Here is a 22,905-nt window from a genome sequence, read left to right on the forward strand (position 1 = left end):
CAATGATAGAGCGAAGTTCCGCAGATGCCAAAGAGCTCTCTGGGCTTCGCTATTGCCGGTTTCGCGGCCGGAAAAAAAGGCTTGGAGCAAGCGCTCATGACTGCCATCTGCCAAAACGTGAAGAAGACCGCCAACACTTGGCCAAGCTGGCCGGATAGGGCGATCTTTTTATTTTCATTTGGATTGTGGAAACGCACGGTAAAATTGCTCGTTTGCAATTTCTAACTTTTCAAGATATTCCGCATAACTTGGACTGAGTACTTTCATATTATCGATTAACCGTTCATAGTAACATAATCCTCTCAAGTTGTACGACATGATGCTCTTCGTTGAACGTGAACGTTTCTTCCAAGTACTCGGACAACTCCGGAGGCAATTGCAGTTTCGCATGGTCAAGATAGGTGATGATTTCATTGTAGGCTTTGCGCTGTTCCTCGGTATCCATCATTCCGTCCAAGAATCTGCCGAAATGCGGGGAACTTACTCAAATATCAATTCTTTCTTGGCATTGTAGATTTGAACGGACGATCTTCCGTCCGACGCCTCGTCGTAGTCGCCGGTAACGATATAGTTCCTCTTCGAACGATCGATGTCTAACCGATGCCACTTGTTTTGATTGAACGTGGCGTAAATCTGGTTGCCTTCTTGGAGAAGACGATCATCGTTAATTTGAATCATGAGATAGGGATACCCCGTTCGGATTCCAAAAACTTGGACAGGGCTGTCCTGATCCTCGTTAAGCATCAAATCCATGCCGTAAACCAGCTTGTCATTGATGACGCTGATATAATAAGCCCCTACTTTCACTCCCCGCTTGTAATATACATAGGCAAAGGGCTTGTCCAGTTCGTTTCTCATTGCGACATCGAGGATTTCAATGTGTTCTTTTTCACTTAGCTGTTGAATATGAAGATCGGAAATTTTGCTGTAAGAATCCCTTTGAGAGAAGTGAATCAGGGCCGAAAGCGAGAACAGCAGAAGGAGGGCCAACCCTTGAAGAACCCATTTATTTTTCAGCACCGGCGTCAAAAAAATCTCCCCTTATTCATAACAATGCTAAGTACGGTTAGATTATACTATTACAATCGGAGAAGCGTGTAACTAAGATAAACGTGAAACTCCATCAATCTCGGCAAGCATCTGGCTGGTAGAGATTATTTTTCTAAATCGTAATGAAGCTGTTCACCTGTTTTTTGGTGGATTATGACAAATTTTGCGGTAAAATAGAACTAGGTTGTAAGCTGATTGGAATCCCCATCTACTTCTTGCCACAAAGCGGGAGCTTCAAAGGAAAACGGGGCTGAGGCATGCCAGAATTATGGGCAGCGGGTGCACTCCGTGTTTGAATGTATTCGTCAATACACATAATTCACCGTTCCGAAACTGGGCTGACCCAACTCATCGATCAAGAAAAAGACAGTTTGCGGTTTTATCGGTTGCGCAATAACTACAATACCAAAGTAGAGCATATTGGCGCCAAGCCATCGATAGATTTAGAGGAGCCACTTATCTTCTAGCGGTGCGAACCCCAAGCGCACATAAAATCCCTGGGAGATTCGCACCCCGTGTCATTAAAGGGTTTGTTAAGATTTCAGTTGAAATAAACGGTAAAATTTCGCACTCACATAATAGGTTCGCACTTCTGAGGATGTGAGGCCTTGTGGCTCAAGGCTTCACAAGACCCGCTGTCGCACTCCACGTGAGTGCGTGGATTGAAATGGCTTTTGATAGTAATACTCCCACACCTTGGCGATAGGTCGCACTCCACGTGAGTGCGTGGATTGAAATGAATCAACTGGTCAGCAAAGACAAAGTTTGACTTTAGCGTCGCACTCCACGTGAGTGCGTGGATTGAAATCGTCTTGATTCATCGACATCCATGTAATAAGCGCCAGTCGCACTCCACGTGAGTGCGTGGATTGAAATTCCAATTTGCAATTCCTTTGCCGTATCACGGAAGGTCGCACTCCACGTGAGTGCGTGGATTGAAATACCTGAATGAATTTGGTCACGCCAAAGTAAATGGCGTCGCACTCCACGTGAGTGCGTGGATTGAAATTGGCCTTGGCGGTGCAGCCGGCCATTCGCCTGTTGATAGTCGCACTCCACGTGAGTGCGTGGATTGAAATTGTTTACCGATGCCGAGGCAGGGGCCGCCAACGGTCGCACTCCACGTGAGTGCGTGGATTGAAATCTTCCTCCGGGTACAGTGTCCGGGCCGTAAACGGGTCGCACTCCACGTGAGTGCGTGGATTGAAATAACTGCTTTCGGAGCGGGTCGCTGTACCATTCCGTCGCACTCCACGTGAGTGCGTGGATTGAAATGCCTCGGTCGAGTAAATTGATCTGCGCCCACAGGTCGCACTCCACGTGAGTGCGTGGATTGAAATAATCCGGTGCTTAATGACGTCCATGGACTCCATCGTCGCACTCCACGTGAGTGCGTGGATTGAAATTTTTGCTCCGGCCCCTCGATATGAGTCCGGTAAGTCGCACTCCACGTGAGTGCGTGGATTGAAATGCCAGAATGCTCGAGTTGCTGCTTGTCGCGCCACGTCGCACTCCACGTGAGTGCGTGGATTGAAATAATACTGCCGCAGATACAGCACCCAGGCTGATACGTCGCACTCCACGTGAGTGCGTGGATTGAAATCTATTAAATATGGGAGCGTTTATGTCGCCTCGCTGGTCGCACTCCACGTGAGTGCGTGGATTGAAATACGTAGGCGTCGACATTCTCGATCATCGCCTCGGTCGCACTCCACGTGAGTGCGTGGATTGAAATTATGCTCACCCCCTATCCGTCACAGCCCCATGGAGTCGCACTCCACGTGAGTGCGTGGATTGAAATCCGTCTGGATGTCCTGTGGAACAACCAATCCAGAATGTCGCACTCCACGTGAGTGCGTGGATTGAAATCGTCATTGATTACAGTATAGGCGACTAATAACGTGTCGCACTCCACGTGAGTGCGTGGATTGAAATCCCCATGGGTCAGACCCAAGCGTTTGTATGTCAGTCGCACTCCACGTGAGTGCGTGGATTGAAATTATATGAAGGATTGATAACTATGGACGTTGTTATAGTCGCACTCCACGTGAGTGCGTGGATTGAAATATCATCATCCCGCGAATCGTCGATGATGGTTGCGTGTCGCACTCCACGTGAGTGCGTGGATTGAAATGATCGCACCAGGTAATCGTCCGTGAAGTCTTCGAGTCGCACTCCACGTGAGTGCGTGGATTGAAATCCTCAAATTTAATAGCATCAACCGGGATGCATTTCTGTCGCACTCCACGTGAGTGCGTGGATTGAAATTTCCAAGGCGTCCGGCTCAAACGGGAATCCGTCTAGGTCGCACTCCACGTGAGTGCGTGGATTGAAATCTCTAACGCGGTTATAAGACGGACTACCTCCGCCTCGTCGCACTCCACGTGAGTGCGTGGATTGAAATAAACACATCCGGCTTGCACGGGTACAATTCCCGTCGCACTCCACGTGAGTGCGTGGATTGAAATTCTCATGACCTCAAGCATAATCTTTTCGCTATCGTCGCACTCCACGTGAGTGCGTGGATTGAAATAAAACGTGGGGCCCCGTAAGGAAGGGTCGCCCGGTGTCGCACTCCACGTGAGTGCGTGGATTGAAATCACGCCAAGATGACGGATTGGATAACGAACACCTGGTCGCACTCCACGTGAGTGCGTGGATTGAAATTTCCGCGTGATCGGTAGATTCCTGCCGATCTCTATCGTCGCACTCCACGTGAGTGCGTGGATTGAAATTTGGCATCCGGCGTATGGTCTTTCACCTGCTCGTGTCGCACTCCACGTGAGTGCGTGGATTGAAATGCTCAACTAGCCGGCAAGGACGAGTTGCTGCAGCAGGTCGCACTCCACGTGAGTGCGTGGATTGTAATTCTGCTGAAGGGAGTCCAACCGCCGTCTTGCCGCCTGTCGCACTCCTTGATTGAGATGACGTTGGGAATAGTGGACTTCACTTTCATATTTTTGACTAAACGTTCATAAATAACTGCTCTATTTCTGAAAGTCTCGCAACTTTTGAGGTTCATGGCAATGCGCTTTGGGTAGACTCTGATGTTCTGCGGAAGGCAACTTTAATTGGTTACCGCAGTCAGAGTTCCATCTAGCTAGTGGTGCCGTTTTGAGGTGTCATTGGTGTATCCGTGGGTCGGTGGTTGGGAAGATGATCGAGAAAATCAGCGGGGACATTGGGGGTTTTGACGGATGATCGTTACGCGTTGTTGTTATTCAATGTGATCGCCGCCTGAATGTGATGTGATGAAGGCAAGCCCCGGCCGACATAGCTTCCAGGGATTCTATGCATCGAAATCTCTGACTTTTGCTGCAAAAAGAACGAAATCATCGATATGGTGCTCAATAATCGCCTGAACAATTTCGACTTGTATGCTTCGGTAATCGTGTACGGCGATGTTGCGAAAACCAACCATAGCCTTTAGATTGCGATTGAGCGATTCATCAATCACTCCATTTTCCATCAGCAAATCAAAAGCATCCCGACTGCTCTGAGGGATTCCCCATTTATTTTCCGACACCAGATGCATTGCCAGATCGATACAAGCTTCGCAGGCACGCTGTAGATTAAGAATAATGGAATCCTGCTTGGTGTAATTTAAGAGGTTCTCCTGCTTTCCTTCATATTCTTCTTGGATCCGTTTCAGACAACGGTGGATCGTTTCCGATTTGTTCGTCACGATATCGCGGTTCATTCCTTCACCCTCTTCGATAATTCTCCATGATTTCTTTACGTTCGTCGTTTAGCAGGGCATATTCTTTCAAAGCTTGCATAAATGCAGTCTGTCGCACATAAGGCTCGAAATCCTGCAGTACTTCGCCGCTTCCAATAATTTGTGCTTTGAAGACGGGATTAGCTTGCGGGAAATAAATCAGATCTACCTCCCGATGGACAAGATCGGCTAGTTCCGATGCGGCCATAAATAATTCATAAGCGGAGGGAGCCGGGGGTTCGGATATAAAAGCAATATCCACGTCGCTGTCTTGGTGCATTTCTCCCCTAGCCGCCGATCCAAATAAAATCACAGTATGCGCATTAAATCGCTTGCTCAAATAATCAATTATGGCGGATTTTTGTTGGAGTTCAAGTTTTGGATTAGGCATTGGACACCATCCATTCGTTAAATCAAATTGGTACCTTATCATGAGCGTATCCAAATAGGATTGAAAATACAAGTGGAATTCGAAGGCGACCGCCCAAAGCAAGCTGACGTAAATAAACATGTGGATGCCGCGGCTTTTTGCGGTCCGGGCCAAGTGGGCGCGATGGCCCACTTGAACGAGCCGATCTCGTCCAAAATCAGTGATATGATAACACGTCTGCGATTGTAGATTTGATCGGCTGATCTTCCGTCCGATGTCTCGTCGTAGTCGCCGATAACGATCTAGTTTCTTTTTCGGCTTCAAACTGCTTTTTAATATAATGAGTCTTTTTACCCGCATCATGGTGAATTATGACAAATCTTGCGGTAAAATAGAACTAGGTTGTATATGATCGTGCGCGAGGAGATGTGCCTGTGTATATTGCCCATGTACGAGAACTCGATAAAGAAATTCAATCGATAAACGCGCACTTGCTTGGAGTGCAACGACTGGCGGAACAGTTCGGGGAGAAGCTGGGGCTGAAGCATGTTGCCGGGTTAGCCGGGGTGCTTCACGATCTGGGGAAATATAGCGATAAGTTCCAACAATATATAGACGTTGTTGCCTTTCACCCTGAATGGCCTCAGCCGAAGCGCGGTGAGGTTGATCACTCTACAGCTGGAGGCAGATTACTGTTTTCGCTGCTCCATCATAAGGAAAGTACCTTCTATGAAAAGCTTCTGGCCGAAATCGTCGGCAATGCCATCATTTCTCATCACTCCAACCTCCAAGACTATCTCTCACCTGAGATCAAATCCGATTACCTAAGACGAGTACAAGATACGAATCTTCCTGAATACGAAGTGGCTGTTGAACGTTTTTATCAAGATACGATGTCCAAGGAAGAACTTATCCATTATATTCATGTTGCTATAGATGAACTGGAGCAATTCACTAATCGCACGCCTGAACAAAGTTTTTTTGTTACCAAGTATATCTTCAGCTGTTTAATTGATGCGGATCGGACCAACACACAATGGTTTGAAGAGCAGATAGAAGAAGGAGTGGAAGTAGAAGAGTCCAACCGGAATCTTCTATTGTTTGACACCTACTATCGTCGATTGATGGATCATCTGGCCACTCTAAAAGAAAAAAGCGATGCAAGCGAACCGATCAATGTGCTGAGAGCCGAAATGTCGGAACATTGCGATGTGTTCGCTGCCGAGCGCCCGTCCGGCATTTATACGTTATCCATCCCCACGGGTGGTGGCAAAACACTTGCCAGTCTTCGTTATGCGCTCAGACATGCCCGCAAGTACAATAAGCAGCGGATCATTTATGTCGTGCCCTATACTACAATCATCGAGCAAAACGCGGATGAGGTCAGGAAGATATTGAAGGATAGCGAACATATTTTAGAACATCACTCCAATATTATTGAGGACGAACCGAATGGCATGGAGGATGGGGATGAAGCGGATGACGGGCTTATTACGGATAAAGAGAAACTTAAGCTCGCTCGCGATAATTGGGACAGCCCAATTATTTTTACTACCCTTGTCCAATTCCTCAATGTTTTTTATGCCAAAGGCAACCGCAATACCCGACGTATGCATAACCTGAGTCATGCAGTGATCGTTTTTGATGAAGTACAGAAGGTTCCCATTCATTGCATTTCCCTGTTTAACGAGGCGTTGAATTTCTTGAAACAAGATGCGCATTGCAGCATTCTTCTCTGTACGGCTACTCAACCTGCACTGGAGGGTGTAAAACATAGCCTCTTGAAGGACCGGGATGGAGAGATTGTGCCGAATCTTACTGAAGTTGCGAAAGCTTTCAAACGGGTCGAGCTTATTGATCAAACGGAAGATTCTATGACGAATGAGACGTTGGCAGATTGGGTAAAGCCAGAAATCAACGAATGGGGCAGCACACTCATCATACTGAATACGAAAAGGGTGGTTAAGGATTTATATGAAAAGTTAAAAGATGTCCCTGTGCCTGTCTATCATCTGAGTACATCCATGTGCGCGGCACACCGGAAAGAGCAGCTTGAGGAAATCCGAGGTATGCTGGATCAGCAAGATCCCTTCATCTGCGTAACCACCCAATTGATAGAAGCTGGGGTCGATGTCAGCTTTAAATGTGTCATTCGCTCTCTCGCCGGATTGGACTCGATTGCCCAGGCAGCCGGGCGATGCAACCGGCATGGAGAAGACGAATCGCAGAATGTGTATATTATCGATCATGCGGAGGAAGCCGTTTCGAAGCTGAAGGAGATAAAGGTCGGGAAAGATATGTCCAGCCACGTACTAGCCAGGTTTAAGAAGAAAGCGGATCAATATGAAGGAAACCTGCTTTTACCGAAGGCGATGAGTGAATATTTCCGCTATTACTACAATAGAATGGAGGTCAATTTAAACTATTACGTTAAGAAATTAGATACAGAAATGACCAAGCTCCTGATGTCCCTCTCTCAGGAGAATGATTATGTGACTCACTATCAAAAGAAACATGGGACAAGCTTTCCTTTAATTTTAAATGGCAGCTACAAAACGGCAGCGGAGCACTTTCAGGTCATTGATCAAAACACGACGTCCGTTCTCGTGCCTTATGGAGAAGGAAAAGAACTCATTGCTCAATTGAATAGTGGAGCCTGGCTTGAAGATATAAGCAAGTTTTTGAAACAAGCCCAGCAATATACGGTAAATCTGTATTCGCAAGAACTGGAGCAATTAAGACGGGATAACGCCATTGTGGAGCACTTGGACGGCATGATTTATGAGTTGAAAGAGAATTGGTACAGCGATAAGTATGGGGTGGATTTGAAGGGGGAGGGTGGAATGGACTTTACTAGTTTTTAAGTTCAAAAGAATCGAACCTATCGAATTGCCGATAGGTTCCCGACTCTATGTTTAAATCTTTCAATCCACGCTTAAAAAGCGATGAAATTAGTATAACATATTTATAGTTTCGGAGTTCGTTGTTCATTTATATATAAAGTCTATGAACCAATCGAATTTTATCTTGACCAGAGATATCTTTTGCATTATATTGGAAATGAAAATAATGGAATATTTGAGGGGTGAGATTATAACTCACGATATCGATAAGAAAGTAAAGGAAATAGAACAAAGTGTTAGAAGGCTGCAAATAGAAGTCAGCCAATTACGGCAAATCGTTTGGAGAGAAATTGTAGCTCGCAAACAAATTTCAAATCAACGAGACTAGTTCTAGTCTCGTTGATTTGAACACTTCTAACTGAGTAAAGGAGGTGATCCAAACCATGAGAAACGAAGTCCAGTTCGAAGTTTTCGGTGACTACGCTTTATTCACCGATCCTCTAACCAAAATTGGAGGTGAGAAGCTATCTTACAGTGTGCCTACCTACCAGGCAATTAAAGGCATACTAGAGTCCATCTATTGGAAGCCAACTATCATGTATATCATCGACGAACTACGTGTAATGAATCCGATCCAGATGGAATCGAAAGGCGTGCGTCCGATTGATTACGGGGGCGGGAACACGCTGGCTAATTATACGTATCTTAAGGATGTCCGTTATCAAGTAAAGGCCCATTTTGTCTTTAACGAACACCGGCCGGATCTCGCCTTTGACCGCAATGAGGGGAAGCATTACAGCATCCTTCAACGTTCGTTGAAAGCGGGCGGACGCAGAGATATTTTCCTCGGTACTAGGGAGTGTCAGGGATATGTACAGCCTTGTGAATTTGGCAGTGGAGCAGGTTTTTATGATGAAGATGAAAGAACGCAGTATTTAGGAACGATGGTTCATGGGTTCAATTATCCCGATGAAACAGGGGTGAATGAGCTTTCAGTAAGGCTATGGCCTGTTGAGATGAAACAAGGGTACATCGAGTTTCCGAAGCCGGCAGAGTGCACGATTGTTCGTTCGGTTAGAGAGATGGAGCCTAAATTATTCCATTCGGATGACATCGAGTCTGCGGAACAACTGCTTCGTGATTTAGGAGGTGAATGAGATGAGTTGGCTGCTCCACCTATATGAGACGTATGAGGCTAATCTGGATCAAGTCGGGAAAACGGTAAAAAAAAGGAGTGACCGGGAATACACGCTGCTGCCGGTTTCGCATACGACCCAGAATGCACATATTGAAGTGACGATCGATGAAGACGGTGACTTTCTTGAGGCCAAAGTGTTGGAGAAGGAAAGCACCTTAATCCCCTGTACAGAAGAATCAGCAAGTCGGTCAGGTTCCAAGGTTGCTCCATACCCGTTACATGACAAGTTAAGTTATGTCGCTGGCGACTTCGTCAAGTATGGCGGTCAGATCAAAAATCCGGAAGAGATCCCTTTTGACAAGTATATCCGTAATTTGGAGGAATGGGCCAATTCGCCCTATGCGACGGAGAAACTGAAATGGATTTATACGTATTTGCGCAAGGGGAGGTTAATCGAGGACCTGGTTGCCGCAAAAATAATCAAACTCGACGAAAACCAGCAATTGATAGAGAAATGGGATGATAGATACACGGCCAAGCTCGGGGAAAAGCCGCTTATTTTCTCAAGCGGGGCTGCGGAGACATCCAGCGCTTTTATTAGATTTAATGCGTTTACCCCTGATTCACCGGAGGATGTATGGAAAGACAAAGCGATGTTTGATTCGTTTATTGCCTTTTACAATCAGAAGCTGGGGGAACAGGATGTTTGTTTCGTTACCGGAGAAACACGTCCGAGTACGGAGCGGCATGCGAACAAAATTCGCCATGCGGCAGACAAAGCAAAGTTAATTTCTGCGAATGACAATTCTGGTTTCACCTTTCGCGGACGATTCAAAACGAGCAAGGAAGCGGTATCGATCAGTTATGAGGTATCTCAGAAAGCACATAACGCCTTAAAATGGCTAATTCACCGCCAAGGGAAAACGATTGATGAACGCGTCTTTCTGGTATGGGGCAACGATAACAACCCGGTTCCCAATACCGATGAGGATATCGTAGACATGATGCGGCATTCAGGCCGGGAGATCGAACGAGAACCGGATACGGACAAGCCGTATGCCGATCAGGTAAAACGAGCGATTGACGGCTACCGGAATGACCTGACCTACCAGGCAGAGGTGAATATTCTCGTTCTGGACTCGGCAACAACGGGCCGGATGGCCGTGCTTTACTATCGTCACCTGAATAAAGAGCTGTATTTGAACCGATTGGAAGAATGGCATAAGTCTTGTGCCTGGGAGCATCGGTATCGCAAGGATGAAGAGCAGTTTATCTCATTTTATGGAGCGCCGGCGACCAAGGATATTGCTTTTGCTGCTTACGGCCCAAGGGCGAGTGAGAAGATCGTCAAAGGTTTGATGGAACGGATCATTCCCTGCATCGTTGATGGACGCGCGGTTCCCCGAGACATTGTTAGAAGTGCCTTTCACCGGGCGTCGAATCCGGTTTCGATGGAACGGTGGGAATGGGAGAAGACGCTAAGCATTGCATGCGCACTGATTCGGAAAAGGCTGATGGAAAAAGAAGAAGGGGAGGAATGGAATGTGCCGCTAAACACCGAGTCCAAGGATCGGAGTTATCTGTTTGGCCGCTTGCTGGCTGTGGCGGATGTGCTTGAACGAGGAGCGCTGGGCAAAGACGAGACGAGATCCACCAACGCGATTCGTTATATGAACTCTTTTGCCCAAAATCCGGGCCGTACCTGGAAAACAATTCAGGCTAGCCTGCAGCCTTATCAGGCCAAGCTGGGAACGAAAGCTACCTATTTATCCAAAATGATTGATGAAATCGCCGATCAATTTAAGGATGGCGACTTTAATAATACTCCGTTAACAGAGCAATATTTGCTTGGATTTTACAGTCAGCGTCGTGAACTCTATAAGAAAAAAGAGGAGGATACAAACCAATGAGTACACTTGGTCATAAAATTGATTTTGCAGTTATCCTATCGGTTACAAAAGCCAATCCGAACGGAGACCCCCTGAACGGCAATCGCCCTCGCCAAAATTATGACGGACGCGGTGAAATCTCCGATGTTGCGATCAAGCGTAAAATCCGCAATCGCTTGCTGGATATGGGAGAGAAGGTTTTTGTCCAGTCGGATGATAGAAAAGCGGATGAATTCAAAAGCTTGCGTGAACGTGCGGATGCCCATCCGGAGTTGGCGAAGATGCTGAAGGGGAAAAATGCATCGGCTGACGAATTTGCCAAGCTGGCTTGTCAGGAATGGATCGATGTGCGCAGTTTTGGACAAGTATTTGCTTTCAAAGGTTCCGAGCTGTCTGTTGGCGTCCGTGGCCCTGTGTCCATCCATACCGCAACAAGCGTTGACCCGATCGATATTGTCAGCACGCAGATCACCAAAAGCGTCAACTCCGTAACGGGAGACAAGCGTAGCTCCGATACGATGGGCATGAAGCATCGTGTGGATTTTGGCGTGTACGTGTTCAAGGGCAGTATCAACACACAACTTGCGGAGAAGACAGGTTTTACGGAAGAAGATGCGGAGAAGATCAAGCAGGCGTTGATTACGCTTTTTGAGAATGACAGTTCTTCTGCCCGCCCGGAAGGCAGTATGGAAGTCCATAAGGTTTACTGGTGGAACCATTCTTCCAAGCTGGGACAATATTCGTCGGCCAAAGTGCATCGTTCCTTAACGGTTCGTTCGGAAACTATGGAGCCCAAAAGCTTTGAAGATTATACGATTGAACTTGAGGAACTCGATGGTTTAAATGTCGAGGTTATTAATGGCCGTTAGTGAGGAAGAGCGCTATTTGATGTTGTCGGGGCTCCAGCATTTCCAATTTTGCAAACGTCAGTGGGCCCTGATTCATATCGAACAGCAGTGGGAAGAAAATGTCAGAACCATCGAAGGTCAGCATTTACATCAAAAAGCGGATCAGCCGTTTATCAAGGAGAAGCGTGGAGACAAGTTGGTCGTTCGCGCGCTACCGATTCAGTCCCCGGAACTGCAGCTAAGCGGAATCTGTGATGTGGTTGAATTCATCCAGGACCCGGATGGCGTAGAATTGGCGGGAATGGAAGGTACTTATAAGGTCTACCCGGTTGAGTATAAGCGGGGGAAGCCGAAAAAAGGCGATGAAGACGTCATTCAGCTAGCAGCCCAAGCGATGTGCCTTGAAGAGATGATGCTGTGCCGGGTAGACACAGGGTACATATTCTACAACGAAATCAAGCATCGCGTTGAAGTGCCGATGAGTGACATGCTGCGGGACCAAGTCAGACGAATGGCCGCAGAGATGCATCATTATTACGATAGACGTCATACGCCGAAAGTGAAGACGGGGCCATTTTGCAAGAATTGCTCGTTACAGCATATCTGTGTGCCGAATCTGATGCACAAACGCTCTGTCCAAAGCTACATCGAAGGGAGGCTGAGTGAGTGAGGAAGCTGTTAAACACGTTATATGTGACTCAGCCGGATACGTACTTGGCGCTTGATGGCGACAATGTATTATTGCTCAAGGATGAGGAGAAGCTTGGTCGCTTGCCGCTTCATAATCTGGAGGCCATCGTCAGCTTTGGATACACGGGGGCTAGTCCCGCGTTAATGGGTTATTGTGCGGATCGTAATATTTCCATCACCTTCTTGACACAAAGCGGGAGATTCTTGGCCAGAGTGATTGGTGAAAGCCGGGGAAATGTCATTTTGCGAAAAACGCAGTACCGGATTTCTGAGAATGAAGAGGAAGCGACGAAGATCGCCAGGAACTTTATTACAGGAAAAATCTATAACCACAAATGGATCCTGGAGCGTATGACGCGAGACTATCCGCTGCGCATGGATGTTGAACAATTTAAATCCGTGTCGGGTCTGCTGTCGGATATTTTGCGCGAAGTCCGTAACAGCAATAACCTGGAGAGCTTGCGAGGCTGGGAAGGTCAAGCGGCAGCTTACTATAACCGTGTGTTTGATCAGATGATTTTGCAGCAAAAGGAACATTTCTTCTTTCACGGAAGATCGAGAAGACCCCCAAAAGACAACGTAAATGCGATGCTGTCGTTCGCCTACACACTCTTGGCTAAAGATACGGCTGCGGCTCTGGAGACTGTGGGCCTGGATGCTTACGTCGGCTTTATGCACCAAGATCGTCCTGGCCGAGCATCCTTGGCATTGGATCTAATGGAAGAGCTACGGGGAATTTACGCAGATCGGTTTGTGCTCTCGCTGATCAATCGTAAAGAAGTGACCTCAAGCGATTTTGTTACCAAGGAAAATGGAGCTGTGCTGATGACGGACGAGGCCCGCAAAACGTTCCTAAAAGCATGGCAAACCAAAAAGCAAGAGAGTATGACACACCCCTATTTGGGTGAGAAAATCTCTTGGGGGCTGGTCCCTTACGTTCAAGCCTTATTATTGGCCCGTTTCTTGCGCGGTGATCTAGATGAGTATCCGCCATTTTTGTGGAAGTAGGTGAGCCCTAATGCTTGTACTCATTACTTATGATGTTCAAACGTCAGGGGCGGGAGGTGCCGCAAGGCTGCGCAAAGTGTCCAAGGCATGTCAGAACTACGGGCAGCGGGTGCAGAATTCCGTGTTTGAATGCATTGTGGATGCGGCCCAGTTCACCGCCTTGAAATTAGAGCTGGCCCAATTAATCGATGAAGAACAAGATAGCTTGCGCTTTTATCGGTTGGGAAATAACTACAAGACCAAGGTAGAGCATATGGGTGCCAAACCGTCATTGGATTTAGAAGACCCCTTAATCTTCTAATGGCTCATGGTGCGAACCCCAAGCGCACATAAAATCCCTGGGAGGTTCGCACCCCGCGTCATTAAAGGGCTTGTTAGGATTTGGGTTGTAGTAAATAGTAAAATTTCGCTCTCGCAAAATGGGTTCGCACTTCTGGGCTCACGAGGCCTTGTACCACAAGGCTTCGCATGGCCCGCTGTCGCTCTCCGTGTGAGAGCGTGGATTGAAAGTCCAATTTGCAATTCCTTTGCCGTATCACGGAAGTTGTCGCTCTCCGTGTGAGAGCGTGGATTGAAAGTTCATTGATTCCAAGTTCCTCGTCAACTATCTGCACGTCGCTCTCCGTGTGAGAGCGTGGATTGAAAGGATGCTGCATCGCTACACCTATACCCGGGGAACGAGTGTCGCTCTCCGTGTGAGAGCGTGGATTGAAAGTGGATCGGCTGACCGAGCTGCACGAATTGCAGGCTGTCGCTCTCCGTGTGAGAGCGTGGATTGAAAGGATAAACATATCGTCGTTTGCCACATAGCCGCCTGGTCGCTCTCCGTGTGAGAGCGTGGATTGAAAGGGTCAATGCCAGCAGCTTCCGCATCGTCACGGAGTCGCTCTCCGTGTGAGAGCGTGGATTGAAAGCCAAGCGGAATAAGATCCGCAAGGATGATTAGACGTCGCTCTCCGTGTGAGAGCGTGGATTGAAAGAAAACCGGTCTTCTATCGCTGGAGAAAGAGAGCCCGTCGCTCTCCGTGTGAGAGCGTGGATTGAAAGCTTCGGGCTCTGCTCAAACGGAGTCCCGTAAGTCGTCGCTCTCCGTGTGAGAGCGTGGATTGAAAGCTCCTAGGGAAGGATAGAATCGCTTCAGGAGGAGTCGCTCTCCGTGTGAGAGCGTGGATTGAAAGCACTTTGTTTCCTCCTCTGGCAATGTGATTTCCGTCGCTCTCCGTGTGAGAGCGTGGATTGAAAGCCGGCAATCTACCGCCTCCAACATGCACAGCGTGCGTCGCTCTCCGTGTGAGAGCGTGGATTGAAAGAACTTGCCCTCTTTTGCTGCTGCTGCGACCCCTGTCGCTCTCCGTGTGAGAGCGTGGATTGAAAGCCGGTATTGTGTATGGTTAATGTTGTAGCCTCCATGTCGCTCTCCGTGTGAGAGCGTGGATTGAAAGGAGAATATATGGATTCCGTTTTAGCGAAAGCAGAGTCGCTCTCCGTGTGAGAGCGTGGATTGAAAGGAGAATATATGGATTCCGTTTTAGCGAAAGCAGAGTCGCTCTCCGTGTGAGAGCGTGGATTGAAAGTATCACGCCATAAGTGACGTCGGCCTGCAAATGCGTAACGTCGCTCTCCGTGTGAGAGCGTGGATTGAAAGGAGTAGGCTCAATAGCTCGTTGGACAAGTAGAAGGTCGCTCTCCGTGTGAGAGCGTGGATTGAAAGTCCGAGCTGGAGAAAACGGGGAGGGGCTTTGGCGGTCGCTCTCCGTGTGAGAGCGTGGATTGAAAGTGTCACGGAGCGCCAGCGGGAGTAATCCGGGCGCGTCGCTCTCCGTGTGAGAGCGTGGATTGAAAGGTTACCGAACGCAAACCTTACCGCCGACTCTCCGTCGCTCTCCGTGTGAGAGCGTGGATTGAAAGTACTACGGGACCTAACTGGCGCGGCCGAATCGAGTCGCTCTCCGTGTGAGAGCGTGGATTGAAAGTCGGCTTCCACCGGTACACCTTGCCCGTTTTTGTGTCGCTCTCCGTGTGAGAGCGTGGATTGAAAGAACCATCTTAAGATGAGTACGATCGGCCGCAAGCGTCGCTCTCCGTGTGAGAGCGTGGATTGAAAGAGATCGCCCCGCGCGCGCCGCAAAAGGCGCTGGGTCGCTCTCCGTGTGAGAGCGTGGATTGAAAGCGGCAAGTCCCGGAGCGAGCGATCCGCGTACGCCGTCGCTCTCCGTGTGAGAGCGTGGATTGAAAGCCCGATCTCCTCCGTTAGCCATTTCTTGAGCTGCTGGTCGCTCTCCGTGTGAGAGCGTGGATTGAAAGGAAAAAGCTTGAGGGAATGAGTCAACTCACGATTGTCGCTCTCCGTGTGAGAGCGTGGATTGAAAGATTCTCCTTTCAAGGTTAAAAAGGGGGCGGTTACTGTCGCTCTCCGTGTGAGAGCGTGGATTGAAAGGACTCTGGCCGATGCGTTTCCGAGGCGGCGCCGGAGTCGCTCTCCGTGTGAGAGCGTGGATTGAAAGCGCTCAAAATGTATGATCCGTTTCCAGAGAGCGGTCGCTCTCCGTGTGAGAGCGTGGATTGAAAGCGTCTGGAAGGCGAGCATGGACTTGCGTTGTGGCGTCGCTCTCCGTGTGAGAGCGTGGATTGAAAGGACGTTTCCGTCGTCGTTTAACTCACGCACGCCGTCGCTCTCCGTGTGAGAGCGTGGATTGAAAGCAAAGCCCAAATTGTGGCCTCTAAGCGGTTTAAGGGCGTCGCTCTCCGTGTGAGAGCGTGGATTGAAAGCGGTGGGGTGGGCTGATACCTTTGGTCATCCTAGTCGCTCTCCGTGTGAGAGCGTGGATTGAAAGCGACGACGACCTGCCGTTTTAGCTCGCGTAAAAGTCGCTCTCCGTGTGAGAGCGTGGATTGAAAGTGGCCCCCGTATTGGTAACACGGGGGCACAAAAGTCGCTCTCCGTGTGAGAGCGTGGATTGAAAGATCAATTATCAGCAGAGTCGCCCCCTCCGACTTGTCGCTCTCCGTGTGAGAGCGTGGATTGAAAGGACGCCTGCAATCTGTGCCCAACCAATGGCTAATGGTCGCTCTCCGTGTGAGAGCGTGGATTGAAAGATACGCCGGAAAGGTGACAATGGAAACTTCGTGTAGTCGCTCTCCGTGTGAGAGCGTGGATTGAAAGCATCCAAGTTGCGGCGGTTGTATCAGTGTCGACCAAGTCGCTCTCCGTGTGAGAGCGTGGATTGAAAGTTTGAGGTAAATAAAAAGGCACCCTCTTTAAAGGTCGCTCTCCGTGTGAGAGCGTGGATTGAAAGCTGCTGGTATTTGGTGCTTGCTGTACCCAGGCGGATGTCGCTCTCCGTGTGAGAGCGTGGATTGAAAGCGTGCCTAGATTGAAAATAATGAAACTCAGACTTCGGTCGCTCTCCGTGTGAGAGCGTGGATTGAAAGCAATCATGGTTAGTAGCGAATGGACGATTGCACAAATGTCGCTCTCCGTGTGAGAGCGTGGATTGAAAGGAAAAAACTATGCGACAACGACTACTGCCTGTATGGGTCGCTCTCCGTGTGAGAGCGTGGATTGAAAGTGAGCGTAGTTTCTGCCGACACGCCCCTTGTATTGTCGTCGCTCTCCGTGTGAGAGCGTGGATTGAAAGCTTCGCCGGATATCCCACCGCCGGAAACGGGACGTCGCTCTCCGTGTGAGAGCGTGGATTGAAAGCTTCGCCGGATATCCCACCGCCGGAAACGGGACGTCGCTCTCCGTGTGAGAGCGTGGATTGAAAGCTGTGTCGTGACCGGGAGAATGGTGTTTTCGGCGTCGCTCTCCGTGTGAGAGCGTGGATTGAAAGGATAATGCTCGTATTGCAGTGCTGCGGGCAACCCGTCGCTCTCCGTGTGAGAGCGTGGATTGAAAGTAACGAAGGCTTTTTTATTTTGCCCAGGTACTACCTGTCGCTCTCCGTGTGAGAGCGTGGATTGAAAGTGGACGGTCTCTTCGAAACGGTAACTAATCTGCCGTCGCTCTCCGTGTGAGAGCGTGGATTGAAAGCTCGATCTCGGATTCAACTAGTTCATGCTTGGTAATGTCGCTCTCCGTGTGAGAGCGTGGATTGAAAGGGCTATGTCGAGCCGATCGTCTGGAACGAGCGCACGTCGCTCTCCGTGTGAGAGCGTGGATTGAAAGTATGCCGGCATAAATTTTCCGTCGGATCGACGACGTCGCTCTCCGTGTGAGAGCGTGGATTGAAAGAGTTTTCCAGCGTTTAGCCTGGGTCTGTGCTTAAGTCGCTCTCCGTGTGAGAGCGTGGATTGAAAGGCATCCCACTTGATGTTGACATAGTCGTCGATGTAGTCGCTCTCCGTGTGAGAGCGTGGATTGAAAGCTCAAATCTTTGCTGCGCTGGAGATCGACCCTGAGTCGCTCTCCGTGTGAGAGCGTGGATTGAAAGCCTAAATCTTTCGCTCTAACCAACAAGGCGCCCATTGTCGCTCTCCGTGTGAGAGCGTGGATTGAAAGAATATTGAAGGGCCCACGCAGCAAGTCCCCGTCGGCAGTCGCTCTCCGTGTGAGAGCGTGGATTGAAAGGAGTTTGTCCACCGAGGGTGTTGTGATGGTGGATTGTCGCTCTCCGTGTGAGAGCGTGGATTGAAAGCATTCGAACGATGTTGGTCTTTACTTCCCGGGCCAGTCGCTCTCCGTGTGAGAGCGTGGATTGAAAGTCTTCTTCCGGCACAGCATGAGCGACAGCACGAGTCGCTCTCCGTGTGAGAGCGTGGATTGAAAGAATGTATCATTAACTAAAAAAAGAGCCCTCTTATGTCGCTCTCCGTGTGAGAGCGTGGATTGAAAGCCGTCTGATCCCGCCACGCTTTGATCAGTCACCGTCGCTCTCCGTGTGAGAGCGTGGATTGAAAGGGCCAACATATCAGCCTGTGAAGCCGACCAACCCGGGTCGCTCTCCGTGTGAGAGCGTGGATTGAAAGTTGCAAATGACACAACATTTTTATTGCTAATTGGCGTCGCTCTCCGTGTGAGAGCGTGGATTGAAAGCTCGCCTCCTTTTCCGTGCCTACCCGCTCAAACAGTCGCTCTCCGTGTGAGAGCGTGGATTGAAAGCGTTCTATCTCCGCCTGTTTTTCGGACTCGAGCCTAATGTCGCTCTCCGTGTGAGAGCGTGGATTGAAAGACGCCAGTCGGCCGTGAAAACGAATAGCGGATCGCGTCGCTCTCCGTGTGAGAGCGTGGATTGAAAGATGATTAAAAAAAGGACGAGTCTTAAAGGCTCATCGTCGCTCTCCGTGTGAGAGCGTGGATTGAAAGGGATTAAATAGCTTCATCGTGTCGTATCTCCGAGTCGCTCTCCGTGTGAGAGCGTGGATTGAAAGAAAATTATCGGAAACAGTGGCTATAAAGCGAAAGTAAGTCGCTCTCCGTGTGAGAGCGTGGATTGAAAGGTTGAATCAGCTTTAGAAGCTAACTGAATGGACTTCGTCGCTCTCCGTGTGAGAGCGTGGATTGAAAGGTAAGCAACCGGTCACCGCTGGATCGCCAATAACCGGTCGCTCTCCGTGTGAGAGCGTGGATTGAAAGGTACAAAAGTACGGTTACGGTACAGCAAAAAAATAATGGTCGCTCTCCGTGTGAGAGCGTGGATTGAAAGCGGGTTGGAATCCGTACAAAACGCAATCAATGAATAGTCGCTCTCCGTGTGAGAGCGTGGATTGAAAGAAGAACGACGTACTCGGTATCAAGAATACATACCGTCGCTCTCCGTGTGAGAGCGTGGATTGAAAGTATCAAAGTGCAAAGGATAAAAATGATCCTCGGGCAAGTCGCTCTCCGTGCGAGAGCGTGGATTGAAAGGGAGTGGTAAAGCAAATCTTTGACGACCTATGGTGTCGCTCTCTATGTGAGAGCGTGGATTGAAAGATAAAACAGTGTATAAGTATTCGCCGACTCAATAGTCGCTCTCTATGTGAGAGCATGGATTGAAAGAAGCTGGTTTGCACAGCTACGCCGAGTCCGAACAAGTCGCTCTCTATGTGAGAGCGTGGATTGAAATCGTGCGAACGCTACTTACAAGACTGTTGGTATTGACGTCGCACTCTACGTGAGAGCGTGGATTTTAGTCCATAGATCTCTGGAAAAACCCAGTAAGTGAATGGTAAACAGCGAGGAGAAGGATTATTAAGTCAGAGCGGATATCCAAAAAAGAAGAAAATATTATGAATTAAGCTAGAGCCCAGTCTGAACAATTAGTGATTGATTAAAAATCAGAAAGCTATCCGCAACAGAAAAGTCCGTTTACGATAGCTTTTTGATTTACGACAAAAATACTAATATTTTTTCAATCCACAGAGTTGGAGCTACCTCTGACAACTAAAGTATATAATTATTAAATAGACATTTCAATATAAGTATTTTTGTAAACTTGTTGATTTCTGAACTGTTTGAAATATATAATCAAATCGTAAGAATCTCAAATTTAATAATGAAGAGGAGAGATGGATCTATGGAGACGTTTTCTACTCGCAATGGAGAGGATAGGTATGCCGAATTTGATTGGTTTTTGCCTACCCCGCCTAAACCGATTTTTTCAATCACAGTGTCAAATGAGAAAGGGGTCTGCATTAATGAAAAATTATGTAGGGACATTCCTGGAAAAATAAAAATAGGCGTAACTTCAGATGGAACCAAAATTGGAATATTAGAGGAATCAGAGAATGGATTTCGTGTCCCCAAGAATGGAACTATTAAAGCTTGGAACATAGTTCAAGAAATTAAAACGCGCGGAGTTAATTTACCGGCAAGATATTTAGTCGAGAAAATAGATGGATTCTGGCAAGCCACATTAACCCCTCAGATTTTGCCCACAACCCCTCCTAAGAAGATACCCAAAAAACCAAGAAAAAACGGACTTAAAGCTATGTTGCCCAAGAAAGAAATAAAGTGATGAGACAAGTTACCGAAGAAGATGTTTTGAAATCATACATGCCCCTTGTTTTACAGGAATGTCGAAATTCCTTCAAAGGAATCGAGATGGAAGATCGAGTTGTAGAAGGTAGCCTAGTGCTCTTATACGCAATCCGCACTTATAAAACGTACTATGGAAGTTTTGAAGAGTATGTGCGATTGCAACTTAGAGAACTAATGAAGCAGAAAAACAAGGAAGCTTGGGCGGTAAAAAGGATGGAATCTCGTATTTCCTTAGACGCACCGCTAATTTCAGTTGACGGATCTCTCAAGTTACAGGATTGTATAAGTGCGATTCCAGAAGATGAAACACTCTTTGATGTAAAGTGTTTTATAGAAAGTTTGTCGTCTATAGAGCAACGTATTATCTTTCTTCTAATAGATAAGAGAAGTATTCCTGCTATATCCCAAAAACTTGGGCATTCCATATCACAGACTCAATCTGTAGTAGAAGGCCTTCAAAATAAAGCCGTAGCTTATTTCGGTATCAACCCAGCTTTTTTGTAAAAGAAACGAAGTGACAAGCGGAAAGTTCATAGTTAGGGGCCTGGAGACAACCAGGCTCTATTATATTGAAGAATTGGCGAGAAAGTAGATCCAACTTCCAATTAAAAGGTAGGAATAACAATATAAGTGTTACACTTTGGTAAAGCATGCCTATGGATGTAGGCGTGCGATTTTTATTTATCCTTTTTAAAATAATACTTCTCCAGTATATCCAACTCTTTGCAGTATTCACGTTCTTTCATAAGCTTTTTTAGCTTCTGACCATCGTAAAAAACATCCAGCATAGACGGCTTCAAATTACTCGCATTTAGTTTAGTGAGAGCCTCTAGAGCCTCGTCAGAGAATCGAGCCGTCGTAATATAGCATGCCTTCAAAGGATGTTGATTAGGTTTATCCGCATCACTGTAATATCTCCTGGCAAACGGTAATGTTCTTCTAAAGAACCACCGTATAGTATTTTTAGAATTTTGGTCCCCAAGCTTTATTTCGCTACTCCCTTTGTGTCCTTTTAATTCAAAAATAATTCGTTCTCTAGGGCCGCCTTTTTGGATAATCAAATCGTACTCATAATATTCTACTTTGCCATCCGAATCCTTTTCTTTCAAGACAACGCTCTGCTCAATGTAGCCTTCACCGATAATTCTTCGAAGAACCACATACATCAGAACTTCAAAAAGATCCCCTTTTAAGTTCTGCAAATTTGCCTCTTGGCCCGATTCCCTCAAGTTTTCCAGTATATTTGTTACTTCTGAAATAACTTCCGCAGGATGCGACTGGAATCTGAAAAATTCATTTATTTTATCCAAGCCCTTCAAGATTTCATATATACGTTCCCCATATATCGTACCCAAGTGAAATGACAAGAAACCAAGCTTTCTAATTCGATTTTGCACACCTGTGTCTGCTACATCATTTAAGATGATAATTGGTAGTATCTTCCTTTTGCTGCTCGAAGAGCTGCAAATCACACCCTGAACTCGATTATAAAATCCGTCTAGATCTTGTTGGGAGTAGGATCGACTTAACTGAACATCCAAAACAATAAGCGTATTCTTACCATCATTTCGGTCATTAGTTATTCCTGTGGCAGATGAATAGGCAAAAGCATCCCATACAAAGTTATTATGTTGAGCCCCTTTAGAAAGTTCATCCTTACTCCGATAAACAACATCTTCACGATTAATTAAATTATGCTTTTTCAACCAAATGAGCACATCTCTTATAAATATGCAATCTAATTTCATCTTAGATTCATGGCTTTTCACAACCGATGGCCAATTTACTCCATGTGACTTATCTATAATGTAAGTAACACTGTTATACGTTTGTAATTCCATAATCAAACCTAAATGAAGCAAGTCTTGAATAATACGATCTAAATGATCCATCTTTGTCTTCTCTCTGTCCAATGGGCTTGAGGTAACCTTCAGTGCCTCATAATACGAAAGGACTCCTTGTGAGTTCTCAAGTGTAACGATAAGTCGATATAGAGAAGGTCGATGTTTCTTCGTAATATGTTTAATGGCCGATTTGTTTAACGGTCGAGTAAAGTACACGTATTGATTATTTCCAAAGGTAATTGGAGATGTTGAATTAATTTTTCCACTAGCAGTCATGCGTTGAACGATTTTTCTACAGTTTGCAGGAGTGATATGAAATCTCTCGGACAATTTCTGATTTAATTCTTGTGCTGTTAAATATCCGTGCATTTCAATCTCATTATTGATAAACGTAAAGTAATCCATTATTCGCTTTGCCTCCAAGCATGTCACACTGCTCTTATAAAATTATATTAAGTTATTTGGGGCATTCATCGCAAAATTAATTTTCGTTGTTATAGCGGGATTTTTCCACCCAGAATGTATCGAAAATCGAAAATTCTTTGT

At 47.1% G+C, this 22,905-nt stretch carries 15 protein-coding genes, 2 pseudogenes and 2 CRISPR repeat arrays; of the genes and pseudogenes, 12 read left to right on the top strand and 5 right to left on the bottom strand.

Features of this window, described 5'->3' with window-relative positions; translation table 11 throughout:
• Positions 1 to 5: 5 nt before the first annotated feature.
• A pseudogene (locus ACZF99_RS01695) lies at positions 6 to 225 on the top strand (IS5/IS1182 family transposase); the annotation flags it as partial.
• Positions 226 to 283: 58 nt separating this feature from the next.
• Here the strand turns inward: ACZF99_RS01695 and ACZF99_RS01700 are convergent.
• Together ACZF99_RS01700 and ACZF99_RS01705 are read right to left on the bottom strand one after the other, a co-directional pair.
• Positions 284 to 448: a hypothetical protein gene (locus ACZF99_RS01700; protein ID WP_483608507.1), complete on the bottom strand. Its 165-nt coding sequence runs from the start codon at positions 446 to 448 to the stop codon at positions 284 to 286.
• A 32-nt stretch (positions 449 to 480) separates the two neighbouring features.
• Entirely contained in the window at positions 481 to 1,029 is a 549-nt protein-coding gene (locus ACZF99_RS01705; RefSeq protein ID WP_483608508.1) for a hypothetical protein, read from the bottom strand.
• Between the two features lie 270 nt (positions 1,030 to 1,299).
• Between ACZF99_RS01705 and cas2 (ACZF99_RS01710) the strand changes: the two are divergent.
• Positions 1,300 to 1,517: pseudogene (cas2, locus tag ACZF99_RS01710) on the top strand (CRISPR-associated endonuclease Cas2); the annotation flags it as partial.
• A 170-nt stretch (positions 1,518 to 1,687) separates the two neighbouring features.
• Positions 1,688 to 3,919: direct repeats of the CRISPR family, unit length 32 nt; unit sequence GTCGCACTCCACGTGAGTGCGTGGATTGAAAT.
• Positions 3,920 to 4,339: 420 nt separating this feature from the next.
• Here cas2 (ACZF99_RS01710) and hepT read toward each other — a convergent pair.
• Together hepT and mntA are read right to left on the bottom strand one after the other, a co-directional pair.
• Positions 4,340 to 4,750: a type VII toxin-antitoxin system HepT family RNase toxin gene (gene hepT / locus ACZF99_RS01715; protein ID WP_483608509.1), complete on the bottom strand. Its 411-nt coding sequence runs from the start codon at positions 4,748 to 4,750 to the stop codon at positions 4,340 to 4,342.
• A 4-nt stretch (positions 4,751 to 4,754) separates the two neighbouring features.
• Positions 4,755 to 5,159: a type VII toxin-antitoxin system MntA family adenylyltransferase antitoxin gene (gene mntA / locus ACZF99_RS01720; protein ID WP_483608510.1), complete on the bottom strand. Its 405-nt coding sequence runs from the start codon at positions 5,157 to 5,159 to the stop codon at positions 4,755 to 4,757.
• 60 nt (positions 5,160 to 5,219) lie between these two features.
• Between mntA and ACZF99_RS01725 the strand changes: the two genes are divergently transcribed.
• The 10 genes from ACZF99_RS01725 (at position 5,220) to ACZF99_RS01770 (ending at position 21,019) form a co-directional block, all read left to right on the top strand.
• A complete protein-coding gene (locus ACZF99_RS01725) occupies positions 5,220 to 5,387 on the top strand; it encodes a hypothetical protein (protein WP_483608512.1) in 168 nt (55 codons plus the stop codon).
• A gap of 185 nt (positions 5,388 to 5,572) precedes the next feature.
• Positions 5,573 to 8,002 (top strand): CRISPR-associated helicase Cas3', encoded by a 2,430-nt coding sequence (cas3, locus tag ACZF99_RS01730; RefSeq protein WP_483608514.1) that lies wholly within the window; start codon positions 5,573 to 5,575, stop codon positions 8,000 to 8,002.
• A 422-nt stretch (positions 8,003 to 8,424) separates the two neighbouring features.
• Positions 8,425 to 9,138: a type I-C CRISPR-associated protein Cas5c gene (gene cas5c / locus ACZF99_RS01735; protein ID WP_483608516.1), complete on the top strand. Its 714-nt coding sequence runs from the start codon at positions 8,425 to 8,427 to the stop codon at positions 9,136 to 9,138.
• Position 9,139: 1 nt separating this feature from the next.
• Positions 9,140 to 11,029 carry a type I-C CRISPR-associated protein Cas8c/Csd1 gene (gene cas8c, locus ACZF99_RS01740; RefSeq protein WP_483608518.1) on the top strand — a complete coding sequence of 630 codons (1,890 nt, stop codon included), beginning with the start codon at positions 9,140 to 9,142 and terminating at the stop codon, positions 11,027 to 11,029.
• Complete coding sequence (gene cas7c / locus ACZF99_RS01745; RefSeq protein ID WP_483608520.1) at positions 11,026 to 11,877, top strand: type I-C CRISPR-associated protein Cas7/Csd2; 852 nt, start codon at positions 11,026 to 11,028, stop codon at positions 11,875 to 11,877. The genes cas8c and cas7c overlap by 4 nt, the downstream gene beginning before the upstream one ends.
• On the top strand, positions 11,867 to 12,526 hold the full coding sequence (gene cas4, locus ACZF99_RS01750) for a CRISPR-associated protein Cas4 (RefSeq protein ID WP_483608522.1): 660 nt from the start codon (positions 11,867 to 11,869) through the stop codon (positions 12,524 to 12,526). Before cas7c ends, cas4 begins: the two co-directional genes overlap by 11 nt.
• Positions 12,523 to 13,554, top strand: coding sequence for a type I-C CRISPR-associated endonuclease Cas1c (cas1c, locus tag ACZF99_RS01755; RefSeq protein ID WP_483608524.1), 1,032 nt, complete (start codon positions 12,523 to 12,525; stop codon positions 13,552 to 13,554). Before cas4 ends, cas1c begins: the two co-directional genes overlap by 4 nt.
• A 10-nt stretch (positions 13,555 to 13,564) precedes the next feature.
• Entirely contained in the window at positions 13,565 to 13,855 is a 291-nt protein-coding gene (gene cas2, locus ACZF99_RS01760; protein ID WP_068782729.1) for a CRISPR-associated endonuclease Cas2, read from the top strand.
• Between the two features lie 177 nt (positions 13,856 to 14,032).
• Positions 14,033 to 19,601: direct repeats of the CRISPR family, unit length 32 nt; unit sequence GTCGCTCTCCGTGTGAGAGCGTGGATTGAAAG.
• 450 nt (positions 19,602 to 20,051) lie between these two features.
• Complete coding sequence (locus tag ACZF99_RS01765; RefSeq protein ID WP_483608526.1) at positions 20,052 to 20,492, top strand: hypothetical protein; 441 nt, start codon at positions 20,052 to 20,054, stop codon at positions 20,490 to 20,492.
• Positions 20,492 to 21,019 carry an RNA polymerase subunit sigma-70 gene (locus ACZF99_RS01770; protein WP_483608528.1) on the top strand — a complete coding sequence of 176 codons (528 nt, stop codon included), beginning with the start codon at positions 20,492 to 20,494 and terminating at the stop codon, positions 21,017 to 21,019. Before ACZF99_RS01765 ends, ACZF99_RS01770 begins: the two co-directional genes overlap by 1 nt.
• A gap of 173 nt (positions 21,020 to 21,192) precedes the next feature.
• Here the strand turns inward: ACZF99_RS01770 and ACZF99_RS01775 are convergent, their stop codons facing one another.
• Positions 21,193 to 22,764, bottom strand: coding sequence for a hypothetical protein (locus ACZF99_RS01775; protein ID WP_483608530.1), 1,572 nt, complete (start codon positions 22,762 to 22,764; stop codon positions 21,193 to 21,195).
• Positions 22,765 to 22,905: the final 141 nt, after the last annotated feature.

This window comes from Paenibacillus sp. JL3B1040 (assembly GCF_057063165.1).

Bases quoted from the DNA above. Each gene is read 5' to 3' on its own strand.
- cas4 (WP_483608522.1), top strand. From the start codon at position 11,867: ATGGCCGTTAGTGAGGAAGAGCGCTATTTGATGTTGTCGGGGCTCCAG.
- cas2 (WP_068782729.1), top strand. From the start codon at position 13,565: ATGCTTGTACTCATTACTTATGATGTTCAAACGTCAGGGGCGGGAGGT.
- ACZF99_RS01770 (WP_483608528.1), top strand. From the start codon at position 20,492: ATGAGACAAGTTACCGAAGAAGATGTTTTGAAATCATACATGCCCCTT.
- ACZF99_RS01700 (WP_483608507.1), bottom strand. From the start codon at position 448: ATGATGGATACCGAGGAACAGCGCAAAGCCTACAATGAAATCATCACC.
- cas5c (WP_483608516.1), top strand. From the start codon at position 8,425: ATGAGAAACGAAGTCCAGTTCGAAGTTTTCGGTGACTACGCTTTATTC.
- ACZF99_RS01765 (WP_483608526.1), top strand. From the start codon at position 20,052: ATGGAGACGTTTTCTACTCGCAATGGAGAGGATAGGTATGCCGAATTT.
- hepT (WP_483608509.1), bottom strand. From the start codon at position 4,750: ATGAACCGCGATATCGTGACGAACAAATCGGAAACGATCCACCGTTGT.
- mntA (WP_483608510.1), bottom strand. From the start codon at position 5,159: ATGCCTAATCCAAAACTTGAACTCCAACAAAAATCCGCCATAATTGAT.
- ACZF99_RS01775 (WP_483608530.1), bottom strand. From the start codon at position 22,764: ATGGATTACTTTACGTTTATCAATAATGAGATTGAAATGCACGGATAT.
- cas8c (WP_483608518.1), top strand. From the start codon at position 9,140: ATGAGTTGGCTGCTCCACCTATATGAGACGTATGAGGCTAATCTGGAT.
- cas7c (WP_483608520.1), top strand. From the start codon at position 11,026: ATGAGTACACTTGGTCATAAAATTGATTTTGCAGTTATCCTATCGGTT.